The 24,470-nt window shown below is 66.4% G+C and carries 20 protein-coding genes; 16 read left to right on the forward strand and 4 right to left on the reverse strand.

The genetic code is table 11. The features are described 5' to 3' along the window. Positions 1-111 precede the first annotated feature (111 nt). From AC5P8Y_RS08430 to lolA, 3 genes are all read left to right on the forward strand, one after another. Positions 112-2,472: a DNA translocase FtsK gene (locus AC5P8Y_RS08430; protein WP_049452652.1), complete on the forward strand. Its 2,361-nt coding sequence runs from the start codon at positions 112-114 to the stop codon at positions 2,470-2,472. Positions 2,473-2,511: 39 nt separating this feature from the next. Then, the gene (locus AC5P8Y_RS08435; protein ID WP_495201902.1) at positions 2,512-4,455 is read left to right on the forward strand and encodes a DUF3857 domain-containing protein; all 1,944 of its coding nucleotides are present in this window, start codon (positions 2,512-2,514) and stop codon (positions 4,453-4,455) included. Between the two features lie 111 nt (positions 4,456-4,566). Then, on the forward strand, positions 4,567-5,205 hold the full coding sequence (gene lolA / locus AC5P8Y_RS08440; protein WP_308305448.1) for an outer membrane lipoprotein periplasmic chaperone LolA: 639 nt from the start codon (positions 4,567-4,569) through the stop codon (positions 5,203-5,205). A gap of 336 nt (positions 5,206-5,541) precedes the next feature. Here lolA and AC5P8Y_RS08445 read toward each other — a convergent pair whose 3' ends face one another. Then, positions 5,542-6,714: a hypothetical protein gene (locus AC5P8Y_RS08445; protein ID WP_227864393.1), complete on the reverse strand. Its 1,173-nt coding sequence runs from the start codon at positions 6,712-6,714 to the stop codon at positions 5,542-5,544. Positions 6,715-7,142: 428 nt separating this feature from the next. On the opposite strand from AC5P8Y_RS08445, the gene AC5P8Y_RS08450 reads away from it, so the two are divergent. From AC5P8Y_RS08450 to AC5P8Y_RS08460, 3 genes are all read left to right on the forward strand, one after another. Beyond that, positions 7,143-8,441, forward strand: a complete 1,299-nt coding sequence (locus AC5P8Y_RS08450; RefSeq protein WP_495201903.1) for a replication-associated recombination protein A — start codon at positions 7,143-7,145, stop codon at positions 8,439-8,441. Positions 8,442-8,844: 403 nt separating this feature from the next. Continuing rightward, positions 8,845-9,867, forward strand: coding sequence for a hypothetical protein (locus AC5P8Y_RS08455; RefSeq protein ID WP_495201904.1), 1,023 nt, complete (start codon positions 8,845-8,847; stop codon positions 9,865-9,867). Positions 9,868-9,951: 84 nt separating this feature from the next. Beyond that, positions 9,952-10,341, forward strand: coding sequence for a DUF805 domain-containing protein (locus tag AC5P8Y_RS08460; protein ID WP_049452898.1), 390 nt, complete (start codon positions 9,952-9,954; stop codon positions 10,339-10,341). A 73-nt stretch (positions 10,342-10,414) separates the two neighbouring features. Here AC5P8Y_RS08460 and AC5P8Y_RS08465 read toward each other — a convergent pair whose 3' ends face one another. Continuing rightward, the gene (locus AC5P8Y_RS08465; protein ID WP_033834965.1) at positions 10,415-10,789 is read right to left on the reverse strand and encodes a hypothetical protein; all 375 of its coding nucleotides are present in this window, start codon (positions 10,787-10,789) and stop codon (positions 10,415-10,417) included. A 280-nt stretch (positions 10,790-11,069) separates the two neighbouring features. Here AC5P8Y_RS08465 and AC5P8Y_RS08470 point away from each other — a divergent pair, with 280 nt between their 5' ends. The 9 genes from AC5P8Y_RS08470 (at position 11,070) to AC5P8Y_RS08510 (ending at position 21,094) form a co-directional block, all read left to right on the forward strand. Then, on the forward strand, positions 11,070-12,098 hold the full coding sequence (locus AC5P8Y_RS08470) for an alpha/beta hydrolase (RefSeq protein ID WP_049402993.1): 1,029 nt from the start codon (positions 11,070-11,072) through the stop codon (positions 12,096-12,098). 122 nt (positions 12,099-12,220) lie between these two features. Then, positions 12,221-13,597, forward strand: coding sequence for a YncE family protein (locus AC5P8Y_RS08475; RefSeq protein WP_495201905.1), 1,377 nt, complete (start codon positions 12,221-12,223; stop codon positions 13,595-13,597). 51 nt (positions 13,598-13,648) lie between these two features. After that, positions 13,649-14,698: a heme/hemin ABC transporter substrate-binding protein gene (locus AC5P8Y_RS08480; RefSeq protein WP_288418618.1), complete on the forward strand. Its 1,050-nt coding sequence runs from the start codon at positions 13,649-13,651 to the stop codon at positions 14,696-14,698. Continuing rightward, positions 14,695-15,738, forward strand: coding sequence for a FecCD family ABC transporter permease (locus tag AC5P8Y_RS08485; RefSeq protein WP_012480148.1), 1,044 nt, complete (start codon positions 14,695-14,697; stop codon positions 15,736-15,738). Before AC5P8Y_RS08480 ends, AC5P8Y_RS08485 begins: the two co-directional genes overlap by 4 nt. After that, positions 15,735-16,496 (forward strand): heme ABC transporter ATP-binding protein, encoded by a 762-nt coding sequence (locus AC5P8Y_RS08490; protein ID WP_111108590.1) that lies wholly within the window; start codon positions 15,735-15,737, stop codon positions 16,494-16,496. The genes AC5P8Y_RS08485 and AC5P8Y_RS08490 overlap by 4 nt, the downstream gene beginning before the upstream one ends. Before the next feature lie 64 nt (positions 16,497-16,560). Beyond that, complete coding sequence (locus tag AC5P8Y_RS08495; RefSeq protein ID WP_495201906.1) at positions 16,561-17,310, forward strand: hypothetical protein; 750 nt, start codon at positions 16,561-16,563, stop codon at positions 17,308-17,310. Between the two features lie 415 nt (positions 17,311-17,725). Further along, the gene (gene fusA, locus AC5P8Y_RS08500) at positions 17,726-19,762 is read left to right on the forward strand and encodes an elongation factor G (protein WP_495201907.1); all 2,037 of its coding nucleotides are present in this window, start codon (positions 17,726-17,728) and stop codon (positions 19,760-19,762) included. A gap of 193 nt (positions 19,763-19,955) precedes the next feature. Then, entirely contained in the window at positions 19,956-20,228 is a 273-nt protein-coding gene (locus AC5P8Y_RS08505; protein WP_005409616.1) for a hypothetical protein, read from the forward strand. A 110-nt stretch (positions 20,229-20,338) separates the two neighbouring features. Continuing rightward, on the forward strand, positions 20,339-21,094 hold the full coding sequence (locus tag AC5P8Y_RS08510; RefSeq protein ID WP_033834972.1) for a SapC family protein: 756 nt from the start codon (positions 20,339-20,341) through the stop codon (positions 21,092-21,094). Between the two features lie 474 nt (positions 21,095-21,568). On the opposite strand, the gene AC5P8Y_RS08515 is transcribed toward AC5P8Y_RS08510, so the two are convergent. Continuing rightward, positions 21,569-22,195: a response regulator transcription factor gene (locus AC5P8Y_RS08515; RefSeq protein ID WP_049452886.1), complete on the reverse strand. Its 627-nt coding sequence runs from the start codon at positions 22,193-22,195 to the stop codon at positions 21,569-21,571. Between the two features lie 341 nt (positions 22,196-22,536). Continuing rightward, on the reverse strand, positions 22,537-23,055 hold the full coding sequence (locus AC5P8Y_RS08520; protein WP_049430565.1) for a GNAT family N-acetyltransferase: 519 nt from the start codon (positions 23,053-23,055) through the stop codon (positions 22,537-22,539). 86 nt (positions 23,056-23,141) lie between these two features. Here AC5P8Y_RS08520 and AC5P8Y_RS08525 point away from each other — a divergent pair, with 86 nt between their 5' ends. Further along, positions 23,142-24,461, forward strand: coding sequence for an ABC transporter permease (locus AC5P8Y_RS08525; RefSeq protein ID WP_049402998.1), 1,320 nt, complete (start codon positions 23,142-23,144; stop codon positions 24,459-24,461). Positions 24,462-24,470: the final 9 nt, after the last annotated feature.

Consider the following 24,470-nt stretch of genomic DNA (forward strand, 5'->3'; position numbering starts at 1 on the left):
AGCAGTGGTTTCGGCCCCCGGATTGGCCTGCCGGACGTCGCGTAACTGAAAACTGACGCCGTCTCGTTTATTATCAATCACTAACAGCGCATTCCAAAGGTATGGTCTAAGGTGGCGAAGCAGGTCCCCGAACGCTCCAAGTCCGACGACAGCAAGGCGTCACGTCGCACGGCCGCGGCGGCGACGACCGACAATCCACGCCGCCAGCGTCTCTGGCGCGATCTGGGCCTGATCGCCATCGCGCCGGCCCTGCTGTACCTGGCGGCCAGTCTTTTCACCTATTCGGCGACTGATCCGGGTTGGTCGCATACCGGCAGTGTGGTCGCGCCAGTGCACAACCTGGGTGGCCGCGCCGGGGCCTGGATCGCCGACGTGCTGCTGCAGCTGTTCGGCTACATCGCCTTCCTGCTGCCGGTGGTGCTCGGCGCGCTGGGGTGGATCGCCATGTTCGGCCTCAAGCGCGAGAGCAAGGGCGAGAACGACCTGGATCCTGCGCTGCGCCTGGTCGGCCTGGTCGGTTTCCTCATCGCCGGCACCGGCTTCCTGCACGTGCGCCTGTTCAGTGGCGACGTCTCCAGCGCCGGCGGCATCCTTGGCAAGCTGGTGGGCAATTCGCTCACGGTGGGCTTCGGCGCGCTGGGCGCCAACCTGTTCGTGCTGGTGCTGCTGCTGGCCTCGATCACGCTCGCGACCGGGCTGTCCTGGTTCACGGTGATGGAGAAGATCGGCCGCGGCGTGATGTCGCTGGCGCCGTTGCTGGAACGCAAGAAGGAAGAAGTCACCGAGTGGAAGCAGACCCGGGTGATGCGCGAGGAGCGCCAGGAAGTGCGCAAGGCCGACGCCGAGGTGCGCGCCAAGCGCGAGCCGGTGAAGATCGAGCCGCGTCCGGAGCCGGTGATCGAGAAGAGCGATCGGGCCAAGCGCGATACCCAGATTCCGATGTTCCGCGGCGTCAACGGTGATGGCTCGGACCTGCCGCCGCTGGCGCTGCTGGATGATCCCAAGCCGCAGCCCAAGGGCTACGACGAGGAGACGCTGGAGACCCTGTCGCGGCAGATCGAGTTCAAGCTGAAGGACTTCCGCATCGATGCGCAGGTGGTCGGCGCCAATCCCGGCCCGGTCATCACCCGCTTCGAGATCGAGCCGGCACCGGGTATCAAGGTCAGCCAGATCAGTTCGCTGGACAAGGACATCGCGCGCGGCTTGTCGGTGAAGTCGGTGCGCGTGGTCGACGTCATTCCGGGCAAGTCGGTGATCGGCCTGGAAATCCCCAACGTCACCCGCGAGATGATCTTCCTGTCCGAGCTGCTGCGCTCGAAGGAATATGACAAGTCGGCCAGCGTGCTGACCCTGGCGCTGGGCAAGGACATCGCCGGTCGCCCGACCGTGGCCGACCTGGCGCGCATGCCGCATCTGCTGGTGGCCGGTACCACCGGTTCGGGCAAGTCGGTGGCGGTCAACGCGATGGTGCTGAGCCTGTTGTTCAAGGCCTCGCCGAAAGACCTGCGGATGCTGATGATCGACCCGAAGATGCTCGAACTGAGCGTCTACCAGGGCATCCCGCACCTGCTGGCACCTGTGGTCACCGACATGAAGGAGGCCGCCAACGGCCTGCGCTGGTGCGTGGCCGAGATGGAGCGCCGCTACAAGCTGATGAGCGCAGTGGGCGTGCGCAACCTGGCCGGCTTCAACAAGAAGGTGAAGGAAGCCCAGGACGCAGGACAGCCGCTGATGGACCCGCTGTTCAAGCCGAACCCGGAACTGGGAGAGGCGCCGCGCCCGCTGGAAACCCTGCCGTTCATCGTCATCTTCATCGACGAATTCGCCGACATGATGATGATCGTCGGCAAGAAGGTGGAAGAGCTGATCGCGCGCCTGGCACAGAAGGCACGTGCGGCCGGCATCCACCTGATCCTGGCCACGCAGCGCCCGTCGGTGGACGTGATCACCGGCCTGATCAAGGCCAACATCCCGACCCGTATCGCCTTCCAGGTCAGCTCCAAGATCGACTCGCGCACCATCCTCGACCAGTCCGGTGCGGAAACCCTGCTCGGCCACGGCGACATGCTGTACCTGCCGCCGGGCACCGCGCTACCCGAGCGCGTGCATGGTGCGTTCGTGTCCGACGATGAAGTGCATCGCGTGGTCGAGCACCTCAAGGCGATGGGCCCTGCCGACTATGTGGACGGCGTGCTGGACGAAGTGCAGACGATGGGCGACGGCGTGGTCGTCGGCGCCACCGGCCTGCCCGAGAACAGTTCGTCCGGCGACGAGTCCGACCCGCTGTATGACGAAGCGCTGCGGGTGGTCACCGAGACCCGCCGTGCATCGATTTCCGGCGTGCAGCGCCGGCTGAAGATCGGCTACAACCGTGCAGCGCGACTGATCGAGGCCATGGAAGCGGCCGGCGTGGTCAGCCCGCCCGAGCACAACGGCGACCGCACGGTGCTGGCACCGCCGCCGCCGAAGTAAGACCCGACGTATCCCCCACGACGTCCAAGGAACCGACGCATGCTTCACCCCGTACCAAGCGCGCTGGCGCTGGCGCTGGCTGCCCTGATGGCTGCCGGCCCGGCACTGGCAGACACCGCCACCTCCGCGCCCGCCACGGCGCCGCCTTCCACCAGCGGCGATACCGAAGCCAGCAATAATTTCAGCATTGTCCGTTACCGCGCCGACTACCAGGTGCGGCCGGATGCCGGCAATGTGCAGACCGAAACCTACGAAGTGCTGCTCAAGACCAAGGCCTCGGTCGAGCAGTTCAGCCAGGTGCGGCTGAGCTACAGCGAGAAGATGGAAACCCTGGAGGTGCTTGGCGCCTACACCATCACCGCCGACGGCCAGCGCCGCGACGTGCCGGCCGACCGCATCTACACCCAGGAAAGCTACTCCAGCGCCTCGGCGGCGATGTATGCCGACCGCAAGGTACGGGTGATCGTGTTCCCGAACCTGGCCCCGGGCACCCGCCTGTACTACCAGGTGCGCCGCACCCAGGCCACGCCGTACTTCCCGGGCTATTTCGGCCTGTGGGAGACCTTCAATGTGTTCACCGAGTACGAGGACGCCGAAGTCACCCTGAGTGCGCCGGCCAACCTGCCGATGTTCATCGACAGCCGCGGCGTGCAGGGCAGCGATCGGCCGACGGTGAAGAACGGCCAGGCGCAGTGGCGCTGGCGCTACCAGCGTCGCGAGGCGATGCCGGCGCAGAACTGGTCGGCGGCGGGCTGGGAGTTCGGCCCGAACATCATGGCCAGTACCTATCGTGACTGGTCGCAGATGGGTCGCGCCTACCAGCTCAAGGCGGGCCCGGCGGCCGAGGTGACCCCGGCGCTGCAGGCGCTGGCTGATGAGATCACCGCGGGTATCAGCGACCGCCGCGAGCAGGCTGATGCGCTGTACCGCTGGGTTGCGCAGAACATCCGCTACGTGGCGGTGTACCTGGGCAATGGCGGGCTGGAGCCGAACAGCGCGCAGAGCATCCTCGACAACCACTACGGTGACTGCAAGGACCACGTGACGATCCTGGAGGCGCTGCTGGCGGCCAAGGGGATCGCCAGCTCGCCGGTGCTGATCGGTGCGGGCGGTGGCCCGACGTTGCCGAAGATTCCGGTGCTGGGCCGCTTCAACCACGCCATCACCTACATTCCCGAGTTTGATCTGTACCTGGATTCGACCACCGCGTGGGCGCGCTTCGGTCAGCTGCCAGAGGGTGACCTGGGTGCACCGGTGATGCGTACCCGTGACGCTACGCTGGCGCGTACCCCGGCCAATACGCCGGAGCGCAATGCGACGTCGATGGAGGTGCGTTTCACGTTTGATGCCAACGGCAACCTGCGCGGCGAGACGATTCCGAAGCTGGGCGAGAACGCCGAGATCGGCATGCGCGCCCAGTTCTCCCAGCTCAACGCGCAGAACCGTGCGCGCGCCGAGGAGCAGATCATGGCCGCGTCCGGTTTCGACGGGCGAGGGCAGCTGCAGATCCAGGGCGTGCCGGTCGACCTGACCCGGCCGTTTGGCTATCGCATGGCGTTCCAGGCCGAGGACTACGCCGACTTCAGCGTGGCCGGCGGCATGGCCGTGCCGGACCCGCCAGGTGGCGAGTCGGTGCGTGGCCTGTACGCTACCGCCTCGGCGCCGGCCAACGAGACGCCGTTCTACTGCAATGCCAGCCTGCGCGAGGAAACCTATCGCCTGCAGTTCCCGGCCAACGCGCCGATCATCGCCATTCCGGCCAGCCAGCGTTTCGCCAATGCCGCCGGCGAGTACCGCGTGGACTGGAGTCGCGAGGGCCAGGAGGTGATCGTGCACCAACGCTTGCAGCAGAATGCGGTGCGCGGCCCGGAGGCATTGTGCCAGCCGCAGGACTATCCGGCGTTCCGCGCGCTGTACCGCGAAGTGCGGCGTGGCTTCCGTGGCCAGGTGCTGTACGGCAAGCTGCCGGGATCCGGTGGCTGAATCGCCGATGGACGTTCAGGGCGGCATAATGTCGCCCTGATCGCCCATTCATCTTTCCCCGGGCACACTGGCAACCACCTTTCCTGGCGCCCGCGCCCACAGGATTCCCGCATGAACTTCCGCTTCCGTCGTTTCCTTGCCACCACCACCCTGGCCGTGGCCTGCGCCGCCGCCGGCAGCGCCTGGGCTGGCGCCCGCGATGACCTGAAGACTTTCACCAGTGGCCTGAAGGGCCTGGACGGACAGTTCAGCCAGCAGGTGTTCGACAGCCGCGGCAAGGTGAAGGAATCGACCAGCGGCCGTGTGGCGCTGTCGGCGCCGCGCCTGTTCCGTTGGGAATACGTGCGCCCGCACGAGCAGTTGATCGTGGCTGACGGCAAGAAGGTCTGGATGTACGAGCCGGACCTGGAGCAGGCCACCGTGCGCGAGCAGGGCAAGGAAGAGCAGAACAGCCCGCTGACCGCGCTGATCAACCCGGCGTTGCTGGAGCAGCAGTACGACGTCAGCGAAGAGGCTGCACAGCGTGATGGCCTGCAGTGGCTGTCGCTGTCGCCGAAGCGCGAGACCGAGGCCAGCTTCCAGTACGCCGCGCTGGGCTTCAACGCCCAGGGCCTGGCCAAGATGGAAATCACCGACGCCGTCGGCCAGCGCACCGTGATCACCTTCAGTGGCTGGAAGCGCAACCCGGGCTTTGCTGCGGGCACTTTCAGCTTCACCCCGCCGAAGGGCACCGACGTCATCGGTAACTGATCTGTGGGCGGAGGCGCTTTGGTGGGTGTCAACCGGGACCGCCTTGGTGGGTGTCAACCTTGGTTGACATGCCTTTGATCTGCCGGCCAGCGGCCGGCACTACCGATCCTGTGGCCTGATCTGCCGGGCATGGCCTGGCCCTGCCTGCTCTGGTGGGTGCCAACCGGGACCGCCTTGGTGGGTGTCAACCTTGGTTGACATGTTTTGATCTGCCGGCCAGCGGCCGGCACTACCGACCCTTGCGGCCTGATCCGTCGGGCAGGGTTCGGCGCTGCCGCAATCCGACCTGACCCGCTCTGGTGGGTGCCAACCTTGGTTGGCAAGCGCTCGGCCAGCTCATCCGTTGTCCGGGTGAACGATCACCTGCCACGCGGTGCCATCAAATCGAACCAGGTCCCAGGGCGTCAGCACCCACAGCACGCTACCGACGGAACTGATATCAACAATCGTTGCATCTCTCAGTTCTTCGGGGATGCCTTCCAGCAACGGTTCAACTACGCCGGTTTCTAGACTGTAGACGTAGAGGCCGCCATTCTCAGAGCCGATGTAAACCTGTTGCTTGTACTGGCACACAGAGTTGAAGTTGATGCCTTCGCCGACCTCGTGTTGGAGGCACTCGAATCCAGTGGAGATGTCGCCCGTAACGATGGTGCCGTGCATTCCTACAAGGACGAGGCGGCCCTGGTCGGTCCTGCAAGCATGAAGCAGCTCGGCAGTAGTGACTTGTTCGGGCACGGTCCAGCTCGAGCCATCCCAGTGCGCAATCAAGCCTTGGGAGCCGATTGCGTAGAGGTCAGCAAAGCCCGTTCCGCAGAGGTCGTTCACGCTGCCCACGCGGAACTCAGCGAGTAGCTGGTTGAATCGCTCATCCTCCCGGACATGGGTCATGTGGGCGCGCCAATCGGCGAATCTCCGGCGAAGCTCTGCGTCGCGTTCCATCGGATCTCGAGGAAGTGCGGGAGCATCGCCCAGTTCGAGCAGGTGGCCGAAATCTTCGAGCCAACTGTCGAAGTCATCCAGATCCGACTCGTCTTCGTCCTCCTCGCAGAAGGCAGTCGCGAATTGGGTTGGAAGCTGCCGCCATCCGCCGTCGCCCCGATGATAGATCTGTCCTCTTGGGCCCGCGCAGAAAAGGGCGTCGCCCAGCAGTCGCAAACGGGTAAGACCTCCGGGGAAGTCGGCGCCTTCCGCCGAGACGTACTCGATCGTGGCCCCAGCACGGGAGTAATCTTCCAGCTGCCCATAGAAATCAAGGGCAAGCACACGACGGGGGCGACCGCCTTCTTCCTCTGGGACAAGCTCTGTGGACATGACCTGGAAGTCCTGCAGGTCATGGTAGAACCACTCCTCTTTGGGGGTGCGGCCAAAGACGAACATGCGGGTGGGTGGGCCGGGATCCGGGTCGTAGTATTCATGCCCAGGGCCAAGGGCTGCAGCCAGATAGTAGATGTCCGCATCGACCGCGCAGCCAGCAATGAACTCAAAGACATTGGATTCGGGATCGCGCACGAATGGGTCCTGAATGGTTGAGTTCCAAATTCTCGGTTACTGATGAGGACACAAGGGCCCCGCGAAAGCATGCTCCATGTGAATCAGCGGCTTACCGGTGGATTGGCTGCGCCGGCTTCGGTTCATTTCCGACACATCGCGGGGCTGCCGGCCAGCGGCCGGCACTACCACCCGTGCGGCCTGATCGCCGGCATGGCCCGGCGCTTTCTGCTCTGGTGGGTTTCAACCGGGACCGCCCTGGTGGGTGTCAACCTTGGTTGACACGCTGTTGATCTGCCGGCCAGCGGCCGGCACTACCAGACATCGCATCCCGCCCGCCGGGCACGGCCCGGCGCTACCTTTTGGCGGCGCGGTACAATGACCGGGTGCCAAGACATCGCTCCACTTCCTTCCCCGGCCCCGATCTGCTGAGCGTCGATCGGGAACACATGCGCCCGCTGGCCGAGCGCATGCGCCCGCGCACCCTGGACGAAATGGTCGGGCAGAAGCGCCTGCTGGCGCCGGACAGCGCGCTGCGCCGCGCGGTCGAATCCGGGCGGGTGCATTCGATGATCCTGTGGGGGCCGCCGGGCTGCGGCAAGACCACGCTGGCGCTGCTGCTGGCCGAGTACGCCGATGCGGAATTCCGCGCCATTTCTGCCGTGCTGTCCGGCCTGCCGGAAGTGCGCCAGGTGCTGGCCGAGGCGGCGCAGCGCTTCGCCGAAGGCCGTCGCACCGTGCTGTTCGTGGACGAGGTGCACCGCTTCAACAAGGCACAGCAGGATGCATTCCTGCCGCACATCGAACGCGGCACGATCCTGTTCGTCGGTGCCACCACCGAGAATCCGTCGTTCGAGCTGAACTCGGCGCTGCTGTCGCGTTGCCGCGTGCATGTGCTGGAAGGCGTTTCGCCGACCGACATCGTCGAGGCGCTGCAGCGCGCACTGGGCGACCGCGAGCGCGGCCTGGGCGAAGAGGGCATCGAGGTCGCCCCCGAGCTGCTGCTGGAAATCGCTACCGCCGCCGACGGCGACGTGCGCCGTGCGCTGACCCTGTTGGAGATCGCCGCCGAGCTGGCGGGCGGGGAGGGGGGGCGTATCACCCCGCAGACCCTGACCCAGGTGCTGGCCGACCGCACCCGTCGCTTCGACAAGGGCGGTGAGCAGTTCTACGACCAGATCTCGGCGCTGCACAAGTCCGTGCGCAGCTCCAACCCCGATGCGGCGCTGTACTGGCTGACCCGCATGCTCGATGGTGGCTGCGATCCGTCCTATCTGGCACGGCGGCTGACCCGCATGGCCATCGAGGACATCGGCCTGGCCGATCCACGCGCGCAGAGCATGGCGCTGGAGGCCTGGGACATCTACGAGCGGCTGGGCAGCCCGGAGGGCGAACTGGCCTTCGCCCAGCTGGTGCTCTATCTGGCCAGCACGGCCAAGTCGAATGCCGGCTATGCGGCCTTCAACCAGGCCAAGGCCGACGTGCGCGAGAGTGGTACCGAAGAAGTGCCGCTGCACCTGCGCAATGCACCGACCAAGCTGATGAAGGAGCTCGGCTACGGCGCCGAGTACCAGTACGACCATGATGCCGAAGGCGGCATCGCGCTGGACCAGACGGGTTTCCCGGATGCGATGGGCGAACGGGTGTACTACAACCCGGTGCCGCGCGGCCTGGAAATCAAGCTGAAGGAAAAGCTGGACCGGCTGCGTGCCGAGCGCGAAGCGGCGAGGGCGGCAAAGGGCAGGTAGCCCGCATTTTCGTACTTGTTGCATGGGCAGCGTGGACCCGGCGTGGGATAAGACATCCTTGTCTGTTTGCTGGAAGTCTTCATGCCGTTGCCGGGTTGCACGGGCCGATGCGGGTGCGGTCGGAAGGGGCGCAGCGTATGGAGCTGCACACCGGCCCGCGGTCTCCCGCGGTGGGCGTGGTTGCCGCTGTGGGCGCTGCTGCTGTTGGCCGGTAGTGCCACCGCCAGCGAAACCATTGCCGGCCGCTTTGCGCCGAAACTGGGCGAGGGCCGTCCGCGCGTGCAGTGGACCGAGATGAACCCCGCCAATCACAACGGGCCGTGTGGCAGAAGAGGCGGAGACGTGGGGGCCACGCCGGAGGCCTGCCGGGCGATGGGCATGGCGACGCTACCAGAGCCCGGGCGTGGTGATCGGCCGGCAGACCCTGGTGGCGGGCAGTACCGTGCTCACCTCTCGCCCGCACATCGAGCTGGATACCGGTCCCCAGGGCGTATACCTGACCCGCGAGAACGGCGAGTGGTTCAGGATTGAGGTCGAGCTGATCGGCGCCGCGGTGAGGTACCAGGTGGCGGAGGGGCGCAATCCGCGTGCCCGTGCGAGCGACAGTGGGGGATGCCGTACTTCCGATGTGGGAAGCTTCGGTCACGCCGGGCCGCGCAGCTGGAGCAATCTGTATGTGCTTGCCAGCGCAACGGGGCCGGCGCTCTGCCTTCCGCAGCCGATCACCGGCATCGGCGGCGACTGGGATAACGTCGTGCCGGGAGATGAGATCGATGCAAGCGTCGAGCTGACCGCGTTGACGTTCCGCATGACTGCGCCTGGATTGGCTGGCGTGGGCAACGGCATCTATCGCGGCACGCGGCGCATCCAGGTCGGCCGTACCGGTGATATCGACGTGGGCGCGGACGGCGCGACGACACTCGAGGTGGAATTTGAAGTCGAGGTCGTCAACCAGGTGGTGGTCAGCTTCGGCGATGGCGCCGCCTCCGCGCAGGTCACCCTGGCCCCGCAGGGCGGCTGGCGTGCCAATCCGGCGCCCCAGCGCCTGTTGCAGGAGGTGCCGCTACGCTTTGGCAGCACGGCGCCGTTGTCGATCAGGCTGCGCTGCGGGCTGTATGCCGGCGAGCGCTGCGCGATCGCGCCGGCGGGCGCCGGGCCGGCACCGGTGCCCATCGACCTGAGCGTGAACCTGGCCGGCTACGCCCGGTATGAGGGTGGGCCGGTACACTACGCGCGTATCCCTGCCGAGGCCTCGTCAGGGCCGCCGCTGGTGGTCGAGCCTGATCGGTCGATCGGGGCGCAGCTGTCCCCGCATGCACGGTTGCGGGTGGAGACCGATGCCGAGGCCACCGCCGAGCTGTTGCGCCACCCCGGCACGCACTACCAGGGCAGCGTGACCGTCATCTTCGAGCCCTGGCAGCGTTGAGGCACTGCACGACGGCGCCGGGCCGTTGCCTGTTCGGGACGTGTTTGGCAGACTGCGCGGCTTCTCTTTTCAAGGATCGATGCCGTGCAGGAAATGATTCTGCCGTTGAAGCGCTACGCCCAGTTCGAGGGCCGTGCCAACCGCCGCGAGTACTGGATGTACCAGCTGTTCCTGTTCCTGGTCGCAACCGCGGTGATGCTGCTGGCTGGCGTGCTGGCGATCCTGCTGCGCAATAGCCCCGATGCACTGGCCGCCATCCTGATCGGCATGGTGGTACTGCTGTGTGTGATGTGGCTGGCCACGATCGTGCCGCTGATCGCTGTGACCGTACGCCGCCTGCATGACTGCAACCAGTCGGGCTGGCTGTTCCTGCTGGCGCTGGTGCCGGGCGGTGGCATTGTGATCATGATCTTCTCGCTGCTGCCGGGCACGCCGCAGGAGAACGTGTATGGTCCGGTGCCTTCGGGGCCGTGATCTTGCATGCGTCGAGCATGGCTCGACGCAATAGAGGCAAAGAAAAGAAGCCGGCGTTTCGCCGGCTTCGTCTTTACTTGATGGCGCAATCGCCGAAGGACAGGTAGTCCGTGCCCGAGCTGAACTGCAGCGTGCAGCTGGCGGTGAACACGGCGCCTTCTTCCAGCGCGCTGAGCTTGGCGGCCTGCTGCGCATCGTCAGTGGTCAGCCGGGCCAGGACATTGCCCTGGTCGTCGCCGGCCTCAATGAGCGGTTCGCCCGCCAGGTTGCTGGAGACGCCCAGCGCCACAGCACTGAAAGTCACCGTCTGGTTGAGTTCTTCCATGCTCAGTGTCGAGTTGCCGGCCTCTTCATAGGCCTGGTAGAGCGTTGGCAGGTCCTGCGCGGCCTGTGCGGCCAGCGGGGCGAGCAGGCCGAGGGTAAGGGCAATCAGTGCGGTGTGCTTCACGGGTTCTCACAATCATGGGATCCAATCCCATGGCGGTCATGGCGCGGATGAACGCGACCGGACCGACGGCAGACTGCCCGCCTTCCGTGGACGCGCTGTAAGCGGGGCGATCCAATGCCCCGGTGGCCGGCAAAATAGGGGAAATGCCGTGCCCAGCGCAACCGGTCGTCGCGCGCGTGATACACAGCGTGACGTTCGATCGATGTGATAATCATTCGCGTTTAAGGTAGACTGCGGTCCCCTGTGAACCGGCGGCCCTGGGCCGCTTCTGCCGCCGCTGATGAAGCATTTCGTCCCGCCTTTGCGCCGTGGTCCGCTGGCCTGCGGCGTGGCCGCCTTGATGATGGGTCTGCTCCTGGCCACCCCGTACGCCCATGCACAGCAGCGCAATCCGCTGCAGAAGATCGGCCACACCGTGCTCGACGAGCCCGCGGCCAGCTATCGCTTCGAGCATTTCGTGGTGGACAGTCCCGACCAGCAACGCCGTTGGCGGGTGAACCTGGCGATCCCGGCCAAGGCCGGCAAGGCGCCATTGCCGGTGCTGTACGCGCTGGATGGCAATGCCGTGGCCATGGTGCTGGATCAGCCGCTGCTGGCCGAACTGGCCGCGCGCAAGGCACCGCCGGTGCTGGTGCTGATCGGCTACGACAATGACCTGCGCATCGATTCCAAGGCGCGCACCCGCGACTACACCGCGTGGATCGACCGCGCCGACGATGAGAGCGGTACGACCCAGGCGGTCGGCGGTGGTGCTGCGGCCTTCCTGGATGTGATCGAACGCCGCATCAAGCCGGAAGTCGAGCGTCGCGCACGCATCGATACGCAGCAGCAAGCGCTGTGGGGCCACTCGCTGGGTGGGTTGTTCGTGCTCAATGCGCTGTACACCCGTCCCGCCGCCTTCCAGTCCTACCTGGCGGCCAGCCCGTCGCTGTGGTGGAGCCAGGGCGCGGCGCTGGGTGATCCGGAACAGCAGTTCGTGCAGAACGTGCATGGCCAGCCGGCAAAGCTCTGGCTGATGCTGGGTGGCGCCGAGCGTGTTGGCGACCGTGGCAAGCGCGACCTGAGCAACCCACGGGTGGTCGCGCACCTGCGCCGCATCGGTGGTGCCACGCCGGATGCGGCGATGCAGTTGTCCGAACGGCTGGCCAAGGTGCCGGGCCTGAGCGTGCAGTACCGCGAGTTCCCGGGGCTGGGACACGGCCCGATGCTGCCGGCCTCGTTCCATGCCGCGCTGCATGAACTGTACGGCGTGACCGACCGCAGCGCCGGTGACGGTGCCGCCACGGGTGGTGACAACGCCGCCGAGTGAATCCCTTCGCACGCGATGCCGTGCGACCCCACTACCCAGGCGAAGCTGCCGGCGTGCAGCGGCCCAGGCAACCGATGAATCCCGCGTCGCGTGGCGCGGTCTACGTGTGCAAGGAGCCTTCCATGTCGTTCCGTCCGTCTTTCCGTCTCACCTTCCTCGCCGCCGGCCTGTTGCTGGCGGTAACCGCCACCGCGCAGCCGGTGTTCGATCAGCCGGCCAACGCCACCTTCAAGGGTGAAGTTGTCTCACGCGGTGAGAACGTGGTTCCCGGCAGCACTGCCGACGTGGTCGGCCGCGGTTTCGTGCCGGGCCAGAAGGTCAGCCTGCTGCGTGGCGACAGCGTGCTCAACGCGCAGCCGCTGGTGGTCGACGCGGATGGCAACTTCAAGACCCAGTTGAGCATTCCGGCCGACGCGGTGCCGGGTACCCACCCGGTGGTGGTACGCGCCAGCCAGCCGGCTGCAGCCACCGTGCTGAAGCTGCGCGTCTCGCCGCAGCTGCCGCTGTCCGGCCAGGCGCAGTTCGCCACGCAGTCCAACAAGCTGGTGCCGGGCCTGTACCAGTCTGCCTACAGCGCCGCCAGCAACGCGGTGTTCGTGACCTCGGCCGTGGGCCGCCCGCCGGTGACCCGATCGCAGCTGCTGAAGCTGGACCCGAAGTCGCTGAAGGTGACCAAGGCGATCACCCCGGCGCAGGTGCCCGGCAGCACCAATGGTGCGGTGTACGCGGTTTACGGCGTCGGCGTGGATGACACCAACGGCAACGTCTGGGTCACCAACACGCGCCAGAATTCGATTGCGGTCTATCGCCAGAAGGACCTGTCGCTGGTTCATCAGTTCCCGGTCGATGCCGTGCCGCATGCGCGTGACGTGGTGGTCGACGGCACGCGCGGCAAGGTGTTCGCTTCTGCCACCGGCGAGGACCACCTGTCGGTGTTCGATGCGAAGACCTTCAAGGAACTGCCGCAGGTGACGCTGGAATCCGGCGTGGACGACGGCAAGTTCACCCCGATGAGCCTGGTGCTGGACGAGAAGGGCGGCAAGCTGTTCACCGTCAGCATCGGCACCCCGGAGGCGGCAGTGATCGATGTGGCCAGCGGCAAGGTCGAGAAGGTCATCGATCTGGGCAATTCGATCAGTGCCTCGGGCGTGGCCTTCGACGCCGCGCGCAACCGTCTGTACGTGGCCTCGCAGGGCACCGACAACCTGCTGATCGTTGATGTGGCCGCCGGCAAGGTGCTGCACGATGTGCCGGTCGGCGCCGGCGCGCTGAACGTCGCCTTCGATGATGCCTCCGGCCTGGCCTATGTCAGCAACCGTGGCGCTGGCACGGTCACCGTGGTGAACGGTGACGGCAAGGTGGTCGCCAATCTTGATGGCGGCACGCTGCCGAACCACGTCCGCGCCGATGGCAAGGGCAACGTGTTCGCGGTGAACAAGTCGCGCGGCGCTGAAGACCCGAAGGGTGACCGCATCACCCGCATCACCCCGAAGCAGTAAATCACAGGGCAGGGCGGCGTGCGTGTCGCCCTGCCAGCAAGGAGAATGTGCATGAACATTGCGTCCCGTCTGCGCCTGTGTGCGCTTCCGTTGGCTGTTTCGCTGGCGCTGGCTGCCTGTGGCGGCTCGTCGGCTCCCTCTGATGCCAATACGCCTGCCGAGGCGCCCGCAGCAACGGCGGCCGCTGCGGAAACCGCGCTGCCGGCAGGCTGGCAGCGCGTGGCAGGTGCCGAAATGCCGGCCGTGCGAGGCCAGAAGGCGGTGCTGCCGGCCAAGGTGCATTCCGACGATGGCGCTGACATTGAAGTGGCCGATACCAGTCGCATCATCGCCGGTGGCGACGACGTCATCGCGGTGATCGAAGCACTGGGGCTGGGCAAGCAGGTCTTTGCCGCGCCGACCAACACCACCACCCAGGCTGGCCTGGCCGCGCCGCACCAGTTCCTGTTCAACCGAACCACTGGCGTGGAGGGCGTGCTGAGCCTGCAGGGCTCGCTGTTCCTCGGCAACAGCCTGCGCCGCCATACCGAACTGGCCAAGAAGCTGCGCGAAGTGGGCGAGCCGGCGGTGGTCATCGATGACCTGCAGCCGGCCCCGGACAAGGTGCGCAAGGTCGCCGCGGCACTAGGGCTGGCCGAGGCAGGGCAAGCACTGGCCACGCAGGTGCAGCGCCAGCTCGACGAGGCTGCAGCGATTGGCAAGGGCCTGGGCCATGCGCCACGACTGATCCACGTATCGGCCACCGGCGCTGGCGGCTCACCAACTGTTGCCGGTGCCGACAGCGCCTCGGCGCAGCTGATCGCGTTGGCTGGCGGCGTCAACATCGGCACCGAGGCGGGGGTGAAGAACTACTCGCAGCTGAGCAATGAAGGCGTGGTCGCCGCAGCACCGGAGGTGATCCTGGTGACCGAGCATGACCTGCAGCTGTTCGGCGGTGCCGAGGGCCTGTGGAAGGCGTACCCGACGCTGAAGCAGACCCCGGCTGGGCAGGCCAATCGGGTCTGGGTGATGCCGGACGTGCAGCTGAAGTACACCAGTGTCGGTTCCGGTGCTGGCGCGCTGGCGCTGGCCAAGGCCCTGGCGGCGTTGCCGAAGGCATGAGTCCGGCGGATCGGCGCCGCCGTCGCGGGCGGACGATGTTGCTGGTGGCGTTGCTGGCACTGCTGGGTGCGGTGCTGGCCTCGTTCGCTGTGGGCCCGTTGCGGCTGCCGCCGCTGGAGGTGATGCAGGCGTTGGCGGTGAAGCTGGGCCTGCTCGATCCGCAGGCGGTCAGCAGCCGCGACCTCGCCGTGGTCTGGCAGCTGCGTATTCCGCGTGCCTTGCTGGGTGCGATGGTCGGTGCGTCGCTGGCGATGGCCGGTGCCAGCCTGCAGGGCCTGTTCGGTAACCCGCTGGCCGATCCCGGCATCGTCGGTGTCAGCCAGGGTGCTGCGCTGGGTGCGGTGGCTGCCATCGTGCTGGGGGCCGCCGGTGCGGCAGGCTGGCTGGTGCCGGTGGCCGCGTTCGTCGGCGGTGCGCTGGCGATCGGCCTGACCTACGCGCTGGCGCGGCCCGGGAAAGGCAGTGGCAATGCCACGCTGCTGCTGGTAGGCATCGCGATGGCCGCGTTCTGCTCGGCGCTGATCGGTTTCCTCACCTACATCGCCAGCGAAAGCGAACTGCAGTCGCTGGTGTTCTGGCAGATGGGCTCGCTGGCGCGTGCCAACTGGGCTGATGTGGCGGCCGTGGTGCCGTTGTTCGCCATTGGCGTGTTCGCGTTGCAGCGGCTGGCTACGCCGCTGGACATGCTGGCGCTGGGCGAACGCCAGGCACAGCACCTCGGGCTGGATGTCACCCGCACGCGTCGCCGACTGGTGGCGTTCAGTGCGCTGCTGGTGGGTGCGGCGGTGGCATTTGCCGGTTCGATCAGCTTCGTTGGCCTGGTGGTGCCGCACGTGGCACGCCTGCTGGTCGGCCCCGGTCATCGCTGGTTGCTGCCGTTGTCCGGCCTGCTCGGTGCGCTGCTGATCGTGGTGGCCGACACCGCGGCCCGCACGCTCGATCCGCCCGCGGAGATTCCGCTGGGCCTGTTCTCGGCCGCACTGGGTGCGCCGTTCTTCCTCTGGCTGGTGCTGCAGCAGCGCCGCAAGGCGGCGCCATGAGCGTGCTGTTGAAGCTGCATGAGGTGGTGGTGCGCCGCCAGCAGCGCGAGATCCTGCATGGCATCTCGCTCGCGTTCGAGCCGGGTACCGTGACCGCGCTGGTTGGCCCGAACGGCGCAGGCAAGTCCACCTTGCTGGCGGTAGCGGCCGGCGACCTGCGCGCCGATGCGGGCGAGGTGAGCCTGTTGGGCAAGCCGCTGGCCAGCTACAAGGCCGGGCCGCTGGCGCGCGAGCGCGCGGTAATGCCGCAGGAGCACGGCGTTCGTTTCGCCTTCAGCGTAGAGGAGGTGGTGGTGATGGGCCGGTTGCCACACCCGCCGGACCCGGTCACGGACGAAGCCCGGGTGGAAGCGGCCATCGATGCCGCCGAACTGCAGGCGCTGCGCCTGCGCGAGGTGCAGCAGCTGTCCGGTGGCGAGTCCGCCCGCACCACGTTCGCGCGCGTGCTGGCGCAGGACACGCCGTTGCTGCTGCTGGATGAGCCGACCGCCGCGCTGGATCTGCGCCATCAGGAGCGCACGCTGCGCAGTGTGCGCGCCTGTGCCGAAGCCGGTGCGTGCGTGATCGTGGTGCTGCACGACCTCAATCTTGCCGCCGGCTATGCCGACCGCATCGTGCTGCTGGAACAGGGCAGGGTGGCGGCCGACGGCACGCCGTTGCAGGTGCTGACCGAAGACAACCTGCAGCGGGTCTACCAGCAGGATGTGGTGGTGCTGGAGCATCCGCGGCGCGGGGTGCCGCTGGTGGTGGTGACCTGAGCGAGGGCCCGCCAGGTTGCTCCGGGTATCATGATTGCTTCGTTTTCTTCAATGGACTGATGCCATGTTCCGCACCGTTACCTGCAGCGTGCTGCTCGCCGCAATGATTGCTTCCGCTTGCGCTGCCAATGCGGCTTCGACCGCTCAGGTTTCGCTGACCGACGCGGCCGAGAACGCCTCGCTGATCGAGACCCGGCATTCCAGTAGCGACGGTGCCGCTGTGACGTCGATGAAGACGCAGTACTTCGCCAACGAGGAAATGTCGGTGAGCTGGGACGACCAGCAGGTGCTGGTGCTGTGCAGGGAGGCGGCGTACCTGAAGATTCCTGCGACCAAGCTCAAGGCCGGTGCGTTGACCCCCGAACAGCGGCAGATGATCGTCTATCAGGCGCTGATGTCAGGCCTGGGGGCTGTCGCGGGCGTCATCGGGCCGGCAGGCGAGGTGGTGACCGTGGCCGATGACGGCAGCGAGACCCGCAGCGTTGGCGAAAGCAGCTGGGCGTATGGTGTTGAGCGATACGAGGTGATCACCCAGCGGCTGCCGGACGGTGCACTTCGGGTCCGGACCCGCAAGACGGAAACCGTGAATACCACGCCTCCGGCGGGCCCGGACGACATGTTCAGTACCGAGGACGATCAGGCGGCACGCCTGTCGGAACTGGCGCCGGTGGGCAGCTGGACCGAAGTGGTGGTGCGCGGTGGCGCGCGCCAGCCGCATGTAGATCCGGCGATGTCGCTGCAGGGCTGGATCTCGATGGGGGATGACCAGGCTGCGACGGTGGCCGAGGCGCGCAAGCTGCACGGCTGCAAGTGAGGGCCGCCAGGGGTCAGATCCCTTTGCCAAGGGCAAAGGGATCTGACCTCGATCTTTGTTGGCCTCGTCGTTCTATTTATGTTTGCAATATTCACTTGCGCGCCAGATTGGCAGGTCTAGAATGCGCGCCATGAACCGGATGCCGCTCCTGACGTTTTTCACCCTGACCCGCGCAAGCGCGGAGCGGGCGTGTCTGCCTGGAGCCCCACGAGGCCGTTGAGACGGCCATCGCTGGACCTTCGACAGAGCGCCCTCCGGGGCGCTCTTTTCGTTTCCGCAGTTCCATTTTCCATAACCCGCTGTACCGCAAGGAGAACGTGCCATGCACCAGATCGCCGAGACCGAACGCTAGCCGCGCACCCTGTCGCCAACCGGGGTGTGCGGCCCCTGAAGTTGGCTTTGCAGGAACCTCTTTATGAACACCCAAGTCCTTTCCCGCCGTCGCAACCTCGGCATCATTGCCCACATCGACGCCGGCAAGACCACGTTGACCGAACGCCTGCTGTGGAAAAGCGGCGAAATCCATCGCGTCGGTGAAGTGCACGACGGCAACGCGACCACCGATTTCTCGGCGATCGAACGCGAGCGCGGCATCACCATCGGCGCGGCCGCCGTGCAGGCGCAGTGGGCGCCGCGTGACCAGCCGCCGCATCGGCTGACCCTGATCGACACCCCGGGCCACATTGACTTCGCGATCGAAGTCGAACGTTCACTGCGCGTGCTCGACGGTGCCGTGGCCGTATTCTCGGCCGTGGACGGCGTGCAGCCGCAGTCGGAGACGGTGTGGCGCCAGGCGCGTCGCCATCGCGTGCCGCTGATTGCCTTCGTCAACAAGATGGACCGCGTCGGCGCTTCGTTCGAGCGCGTGCTGGAGCAGCTGCAGGACAAACTGCAGGCGCGGCCGTGGGCGTTGGGCGTGCCGTTGGGCAGCGAAAGCGGCTTCAATGGCTGGGTCGACCTGGTCGATGAGCGCGTGCTGCAGTGGCAGGATGGCGCCGCAACCACGGTGGCCCCGTGGGACGACGCGGCACGCGCGCAGTGGCAGGCTCAGCGCGATGCGCTGGTCGAAGCCGTGGCCGATCACGATGAACAACTGGCCGATGCCTGGCTGGAAGGTCGCGTGATCGATGCCGGGATGCTGCGCGCGGCGATCCGACGGGCGACGCTGTCCGGTGCGGGCGTGCCCGTTCTGGCAGGTGCTGCGTTCAAGGACAAGGGTATCGAGACGCTGCTGGACGCCGTGGTCGATTACCTGCCGTCGCCGCTGGATCGTCCTGCCGTCACTGCTGAAAGCGAGAGCGGTGAGGTGGTGCTGCCGCCGGATCCGGACGGTCCGCTGGCGGGCCTGCTGTTCAAGATCACCCACCAGCAGCACGGCGCACTGAGCTTCGTGCGGCTGTACTCGGGCAGCTTGAAGGTGGGCGACGCGGTGGCCAGTTCGCAGCATCCACAAGGGCGGCGTGTCAGTCGCCTGGTGCGGGTGCAGGCTGACCAGACCCACGACATCGAACAGGCCGTGGCCGGCGACATCGTGGCGGTGCTGGGCTGGAAGGATGCGGTCAGTGGCGAAACGCTGAGTGGCCGTGCGCAGCCGCTGCGCCTGGAGAACATCCAGGCCCAGGCGCCGGTGCTGGCGTGGCGGCTGGAGCCGGCGCGTGCGGCCGACCTGATCAGGATGGCGCAGGGCCTGGCCAGCCTGGCCCAGGAAGACCCGTCATTCCGCGTCGAAACCGATCGCGACACGGCGGAAACCCTGGTCTGGGGCATGGGCGAGCTGCACCTGGAGGTGATGGTCGAGCGCCTGCGCAGTGAGTGGAAGGTGGACGTGGGCGTAGGTGCGCCGCGCGTGGCCTACCAGGAAACACCGCTGCGCGCGATGTCCGGTGTAGTCGGGCGGCTGGTCAAGCAGACCGGCGGCCAAGGCCAGTTCGCGCACGTGGTGCTGGATGTGGCGCCGCGCGAGGATCACCAGGTGGTGTTCAACGACCGCATCGTCGGTGGCGTGGTGCCGCGCAGCTTCATCGCAGCGGTGGAGAAGGGCGTGCGTGCCGCGCTGTCGGAAGGTCCGCAGGGTCATCCGGTGGTCGGCATCGAGGTCAGTCTTGTCGATGGCCAGACCCACGCCAAGGACTCTTCGGAGATGGCGTTCCATCGCGCGGGTGCCGAGGCGATCAAGGCCGCGCTGGCTGAAGGTGGCACGCAGTTGCTGGAACCGGTGATGGCGGTGACGGTGCATTCGCCGTCGGCGTCGGTGGGTGATGTGGTCGGCGACCTCAACCGGCGCCATGGCCGCATCGCCCGCATCGAGGACCAGGACGGTCGTGCCGAGGTCAGTGGTTTCGCGCCACTGGCGCAGTTGGTGGGTTACACCACCTCGCTGCGTTCGCTCAGCCAGGGGCGGGCCAGCAGTGAGGCGCACCTGCACGGCTATGAGCCGGTACGTGCTGCATGAGGAAGGAGAGGGGAGCCCGTTCGCGGGCTCCCTTTTTTGTAGTTGGAGCCGTGCATGCATGGCGTGGATGCGGCCCTCGGGATGCGATTTTTTGCATTGCATCGCAACAAAACCGCAGAAAAGGCTGGATTAAAGTGATGCCTCACGATAAATTGCGCACCCCCCGTTGCTCGCCGCCGCCCGCACCCTTCTCATGCGTGATGACAAAGACCCCGGAACCCTGGAGCTGACCCTGCCGCGAAAGCGCGGCCGTCCGCCCAAGTTCGGGTACGCCATGAGTGACGCGCAACGGGCCGCGCGCTACCGCGCGCGCCGGGCAGGGCAGGCCAACCATGCCGACGTGCGCTCCTGCAGCGACATGGTGCTGCTGGACAAGATCCGTGCCGCGGTGAGCGCGCGCGACACCGAACTGGCTGGGTTCCTGGTCCACGTGCTCTGGCAGCGCTACCCCCTGCAACTGAAATAGGCCGTCGGTGGGGTGGCCGTTGTCATCGAGCTTGTTGATAATGCGGGATTCAGGTTGTTCCCGCTGGCGCGCCCGGGATGGCAGGCGCGCATGATCGAACGGTTCCCAAGATGACCACCACCAGCGACACCACCACCGAAGCGGCGCCGAGCGGCGCCCCCCTGTTCTACACCCGTCCGGTGCCGCTGCAGGCCGATGTGCACGCCGATCTGCGCATCCTGCCGGGCAGGCTCGAGTTTGCTGCTGGCAACAACGCCATTCCGCTGGTGCTCGGCGAGTTCTCGCTGGCGCTGCACCACTTCCCGATCCTGTTCGCTGGCCCGACCGCCGTGCCGATGGCCGCCGTCGGTGTTTCCGACCAGAACCTGTTCATCAAGGACGGCCTGTGGGAAGACGAGGCCTATATCCCGGCCTACCTGCGTCGCCACCCCTTCATCTTCATCGACACCGGTGCGGACAACGACTTCCTGCTGGGCATCGACGAAGACAGCTCGCGCGTGGTCAAGGGCGGTGACGAAGGCCAGCCGCTGTTCGTTGATGGCAAGGCCACCGAGATGGTGCAGCAGGCGCTGGAGTTCTGCGGCCAGTTCACCCGTGAGCACGAGCAGACCCAGGCCTTCTCCAAGGCCCTGATCGACAACGGCCTGCTGGTCGAGCGCAACGCCACCGTGCGTACCCCGGATGGTCGTGAATTCAACCTCAATGGTTTCCAGGTCGTCGACGTCGAGAAGTTCGTCGCGCTGCCGGAAGCGACTGTGATCGAGTGGCATCGCAGTGGCTGGTTGGCGCTGATCCACCAGCACCTGATGTCGCTGGGCCGTTTCAACGACCTGACCCGTCGCCAGGTCGAGCGTCTGGCGGCCTGATCAGTCAGGCGGCATGGCTTCCGCAGCGCGGGAGCCATGCCAGCGCTGCAGTATCTGCAGCAGGCACCGCACATCAACCCGTCGGGTGCGGCGTCGTTCCCGAGCTCCCATGGATCGGCCGCGATTCCGACCTGATCGGTTGCACCGCAGAACTGCGGCGTGCCCTGCAGGCGGCGCGCGCGATCACGCAATGCCATCGCCGTGCTTTTCGATGGCCTCGGCGATGCCGCTCGGCCCGCATTTGTTGTCGGCCAGATGGACCGGGGCCAGCGGCACGATGCGCCCGGGTCGGCAGCGGGGCGGAACCGGCCAGTGCCGGTGGCAACGGGCGCAACGACGGCGCAGTGGCCTCGCGCACCTCACGGCCGGCGGCCCACTGATGCGATTGCGCGTCCCCGGCCGAAGCGGCCGGCAGCAGAGGCAGGGCCGGCAGCAGGAGGGTGGGGGCGTGCGGCTGTGAGTGACGTGGCGGCCTCATGGTGCATCCGGCGGGCGCCGCAGCGCATAGATCTCCGCATCGTTGCGCAGCCCAAGCTTGCGCAGCACCGCGACTTTCTGCGTGCTGATGGTCTTGACGCTGCGATGGCGTCGCTGCGCGATCTCGGAGACGGTCAGGCCGGACAGCAGCAGGTCCAGTACTTCACGCTCGTTGCGGCTGAGCTCAGTGTAGTCCGCCGGGATGGAGTAGTCGGGCGGCAGCCGCTCCAGTCCCTGTGAAACACGAATGATCGCTTCGGACAGCATGGGAAGGGGCTCGGCTTTGCTGACGACGCCACTGATGCCGGCCATGAGCAGGTGGTGGAGACGGGTGCAGGGGGAGAGGGTGGCGAAGGCAAGCAGCGGCGTCTCCGGGAATGCCGCGCGCAGGAGGGGGATCAGCTCTGTGCTGCTGCGGTCGCCACGCGCCAGCGTCAGATCGATGACGGCGACATCCACCCGCGTCTGTTGCAGCGTCTGGATGAAGGCGTCGCTGTGCCCATGGCTGGCGATGATCCTGAAGCGGGCGTCCTGCGACAGGTGCAGGACGGTGCCACGACGAACGATCTCATGGTCGTCCAGAAGTGCCAGGCGCAGTCGGCGCGGTGCGGGATGTCCTTTCATGCGCGGGGAGGTGATCGGCGCCTGGGGGCGTGGCGATCATTCTGGCGCTGGCGCCCTGCTGATCATCGAATCTGCAGGTTTTTTGCGATTATTCCTAAGAATCGATGGATTGTGACCATCGATTAACACCGATTGATTGAACTGATGGATCGCCAGGCCAGCAGCAAGCGAGTCGCGGGCAGCACGTAGGCGCCCTGCTTCTGGATGAGCGGGCAAACAAGGATGCGTTGTCTCACAAAGAAACGTACTTGCGTGGTGAGGCGCATGTTCCATGCGAGCCGATGGCTTTTTGCATGGAAGTGAGGCGTGTCAGCGTGACGCGTCATGTCGGGCCGAGCGCCTCATGCACGGTTGCCATTCCTGTGCAGTGCACGCGCCATCTCACTGGTTGCCACCCAGCCCAACTCGGCATACAGCGGAGTCGCCTGGGCAGTGGCATGCAGGATTATGTAGCTCACCTTCCGTTCGGCGAACGCGTCATCGGCCAATTGCATCAGCCTGCGGGCGACGCCCCTGCGCCGATAGCCGGGGTCCACATAGACGTTGAGCACGTAGCCGCGCTTGTCCTGCAGGGGGTGGGCCGGGTGCGGCGGCCAGTCGATCAGCATCAGGCCGATGCCCGCGATGGCGCGCCCCTGGTCCGTGAGGGCAAACCCGAAATAGTCGCCGGAGGCCAGGCGCGGCGCGAGCCAGGCACGGAAAGGGCCGGCCATCTGCTCCAGCACCTCCGCGGGGCGACCACTCTCGCGGAACATCGCTTCGCGGTGGGCGCAGATCAGATCCAGGTCATCGGGGTACAAGGGGCGAATCGCAAGGCCGTCCCATGCCTGCGCGTCTGTCTTGTCGGGGCGTTCGCTCATCGTCCGCCTCATCCGTTTAAACCTTTCTGGCAACCCCTGCATCGTATCTGCATGGAGCATGGCGAACGCAGGGGGATGCACCTTCCATGATGGACTATTACCTGAAGCTGGCGCTGCACAACGCCAGGCGCAATACGATCATTACTGCATTGATGGTGCTGGCGGTTGCCGTGGGAATCGGCGCCAGCATGACCACGCTGACCGTCACCCACCTGCTTTCCGGAGATCCGCTGCCGGGCCGGAGCGATCGGATCTTCTACCCGCAGGTGGATGTCGATCCCGGATCGAAAGGGCGCGAACCCCACGACGTGCTCGACTATCGGACCGCGCACGATCTCTGGTCATCCGGCCAGGCGGACCGCCAGACCATGGTGGTGGTCAATCCGGTGAAGCTCCGTTCGGATCTGGCTGGGATGGCGCCGCTGATGGGATCTTCGATCTCGACCACGGCAGACTTCTTCCCCATGTTCGAGGTGCCCTTTCAGTATGGCCGCGCCTGGACAGCCGAGGATGACCAGCGTCGCGGCCGCGTCGCGGTCATCTCGGCCCGGTTGAACCAGCGCCTGTTCGGGGGCCGCGACAGTGTCGGACAGACCCTTCGGGTCAAGGACACCCATGTGCAGGTCATCGGCGTGCTGGATCACTGGCGGCCCTCTCCCTTGTTCTACAAGATCAGGGGAGGGCGGTTCTCGGGTGGCGAGACGTCAAGCTTCTACGCCGCGGCCGATGACATCTATCTGCCGATGTCGACCAGCCTGGATATCAACGAGGGCGACTTCCAGCCCTTTACCTGCTGGGCGATGCCCGAGACCCCTGGGGTACTGCAGAACTCGCCCTGCGTGGCGGTCGCGGTCTGGGTGGAGCTCGGCAGCCCGGAGAAGGTGGCCAGCTATCGTCGCTACCTCTCCAACTACGCGGGCGAACAACAGCGCCTGGGGCGCATCCGGCACGCGGACAACACCCGGCTTCGTTCGTTGATGGAGTGGCTGGACTTCAATCAGGTGGTGCCAAGCGACGTGAAGGTGCAGACGGTGCTGTCCTTTGCGTTCCTGGTGGTCTGCCTGGCCAATGTTGTCGGGCTGCTGCTGGCGCGCTTCCTGCGCCACGGCGGAGAAATCGGCCTGCGGCGCGCGCTGGGCGCCAGTCGGCGTGCGGTATTCACGCAATGCATGCTGGAAGCCGGGCTGATCGGTGTCGCCGGAGGGGTGGGCGGGCTGCTGCTGACCCTGCTGGGTCTGTGGGTGATCCGTGCCCAGCCGGTTGCCTACGCGGACCTGATGCATCTGGACCTGACCATGTTCATGGCCATCTTTGGCCTTTCCCTGTTGGCCAGCCTGGCGGCAGGCGCGATTCCCGCCTATCGCGCCAGTTCGATCCAGCCTGTGGCGCAGCTCAAGCTGCTGTAAAGGAAACGA

The sequence above is a fragment of the Stenotrophomonas sp. YJH_SMC_12-1 genome, from assembly GCF_059370935.1.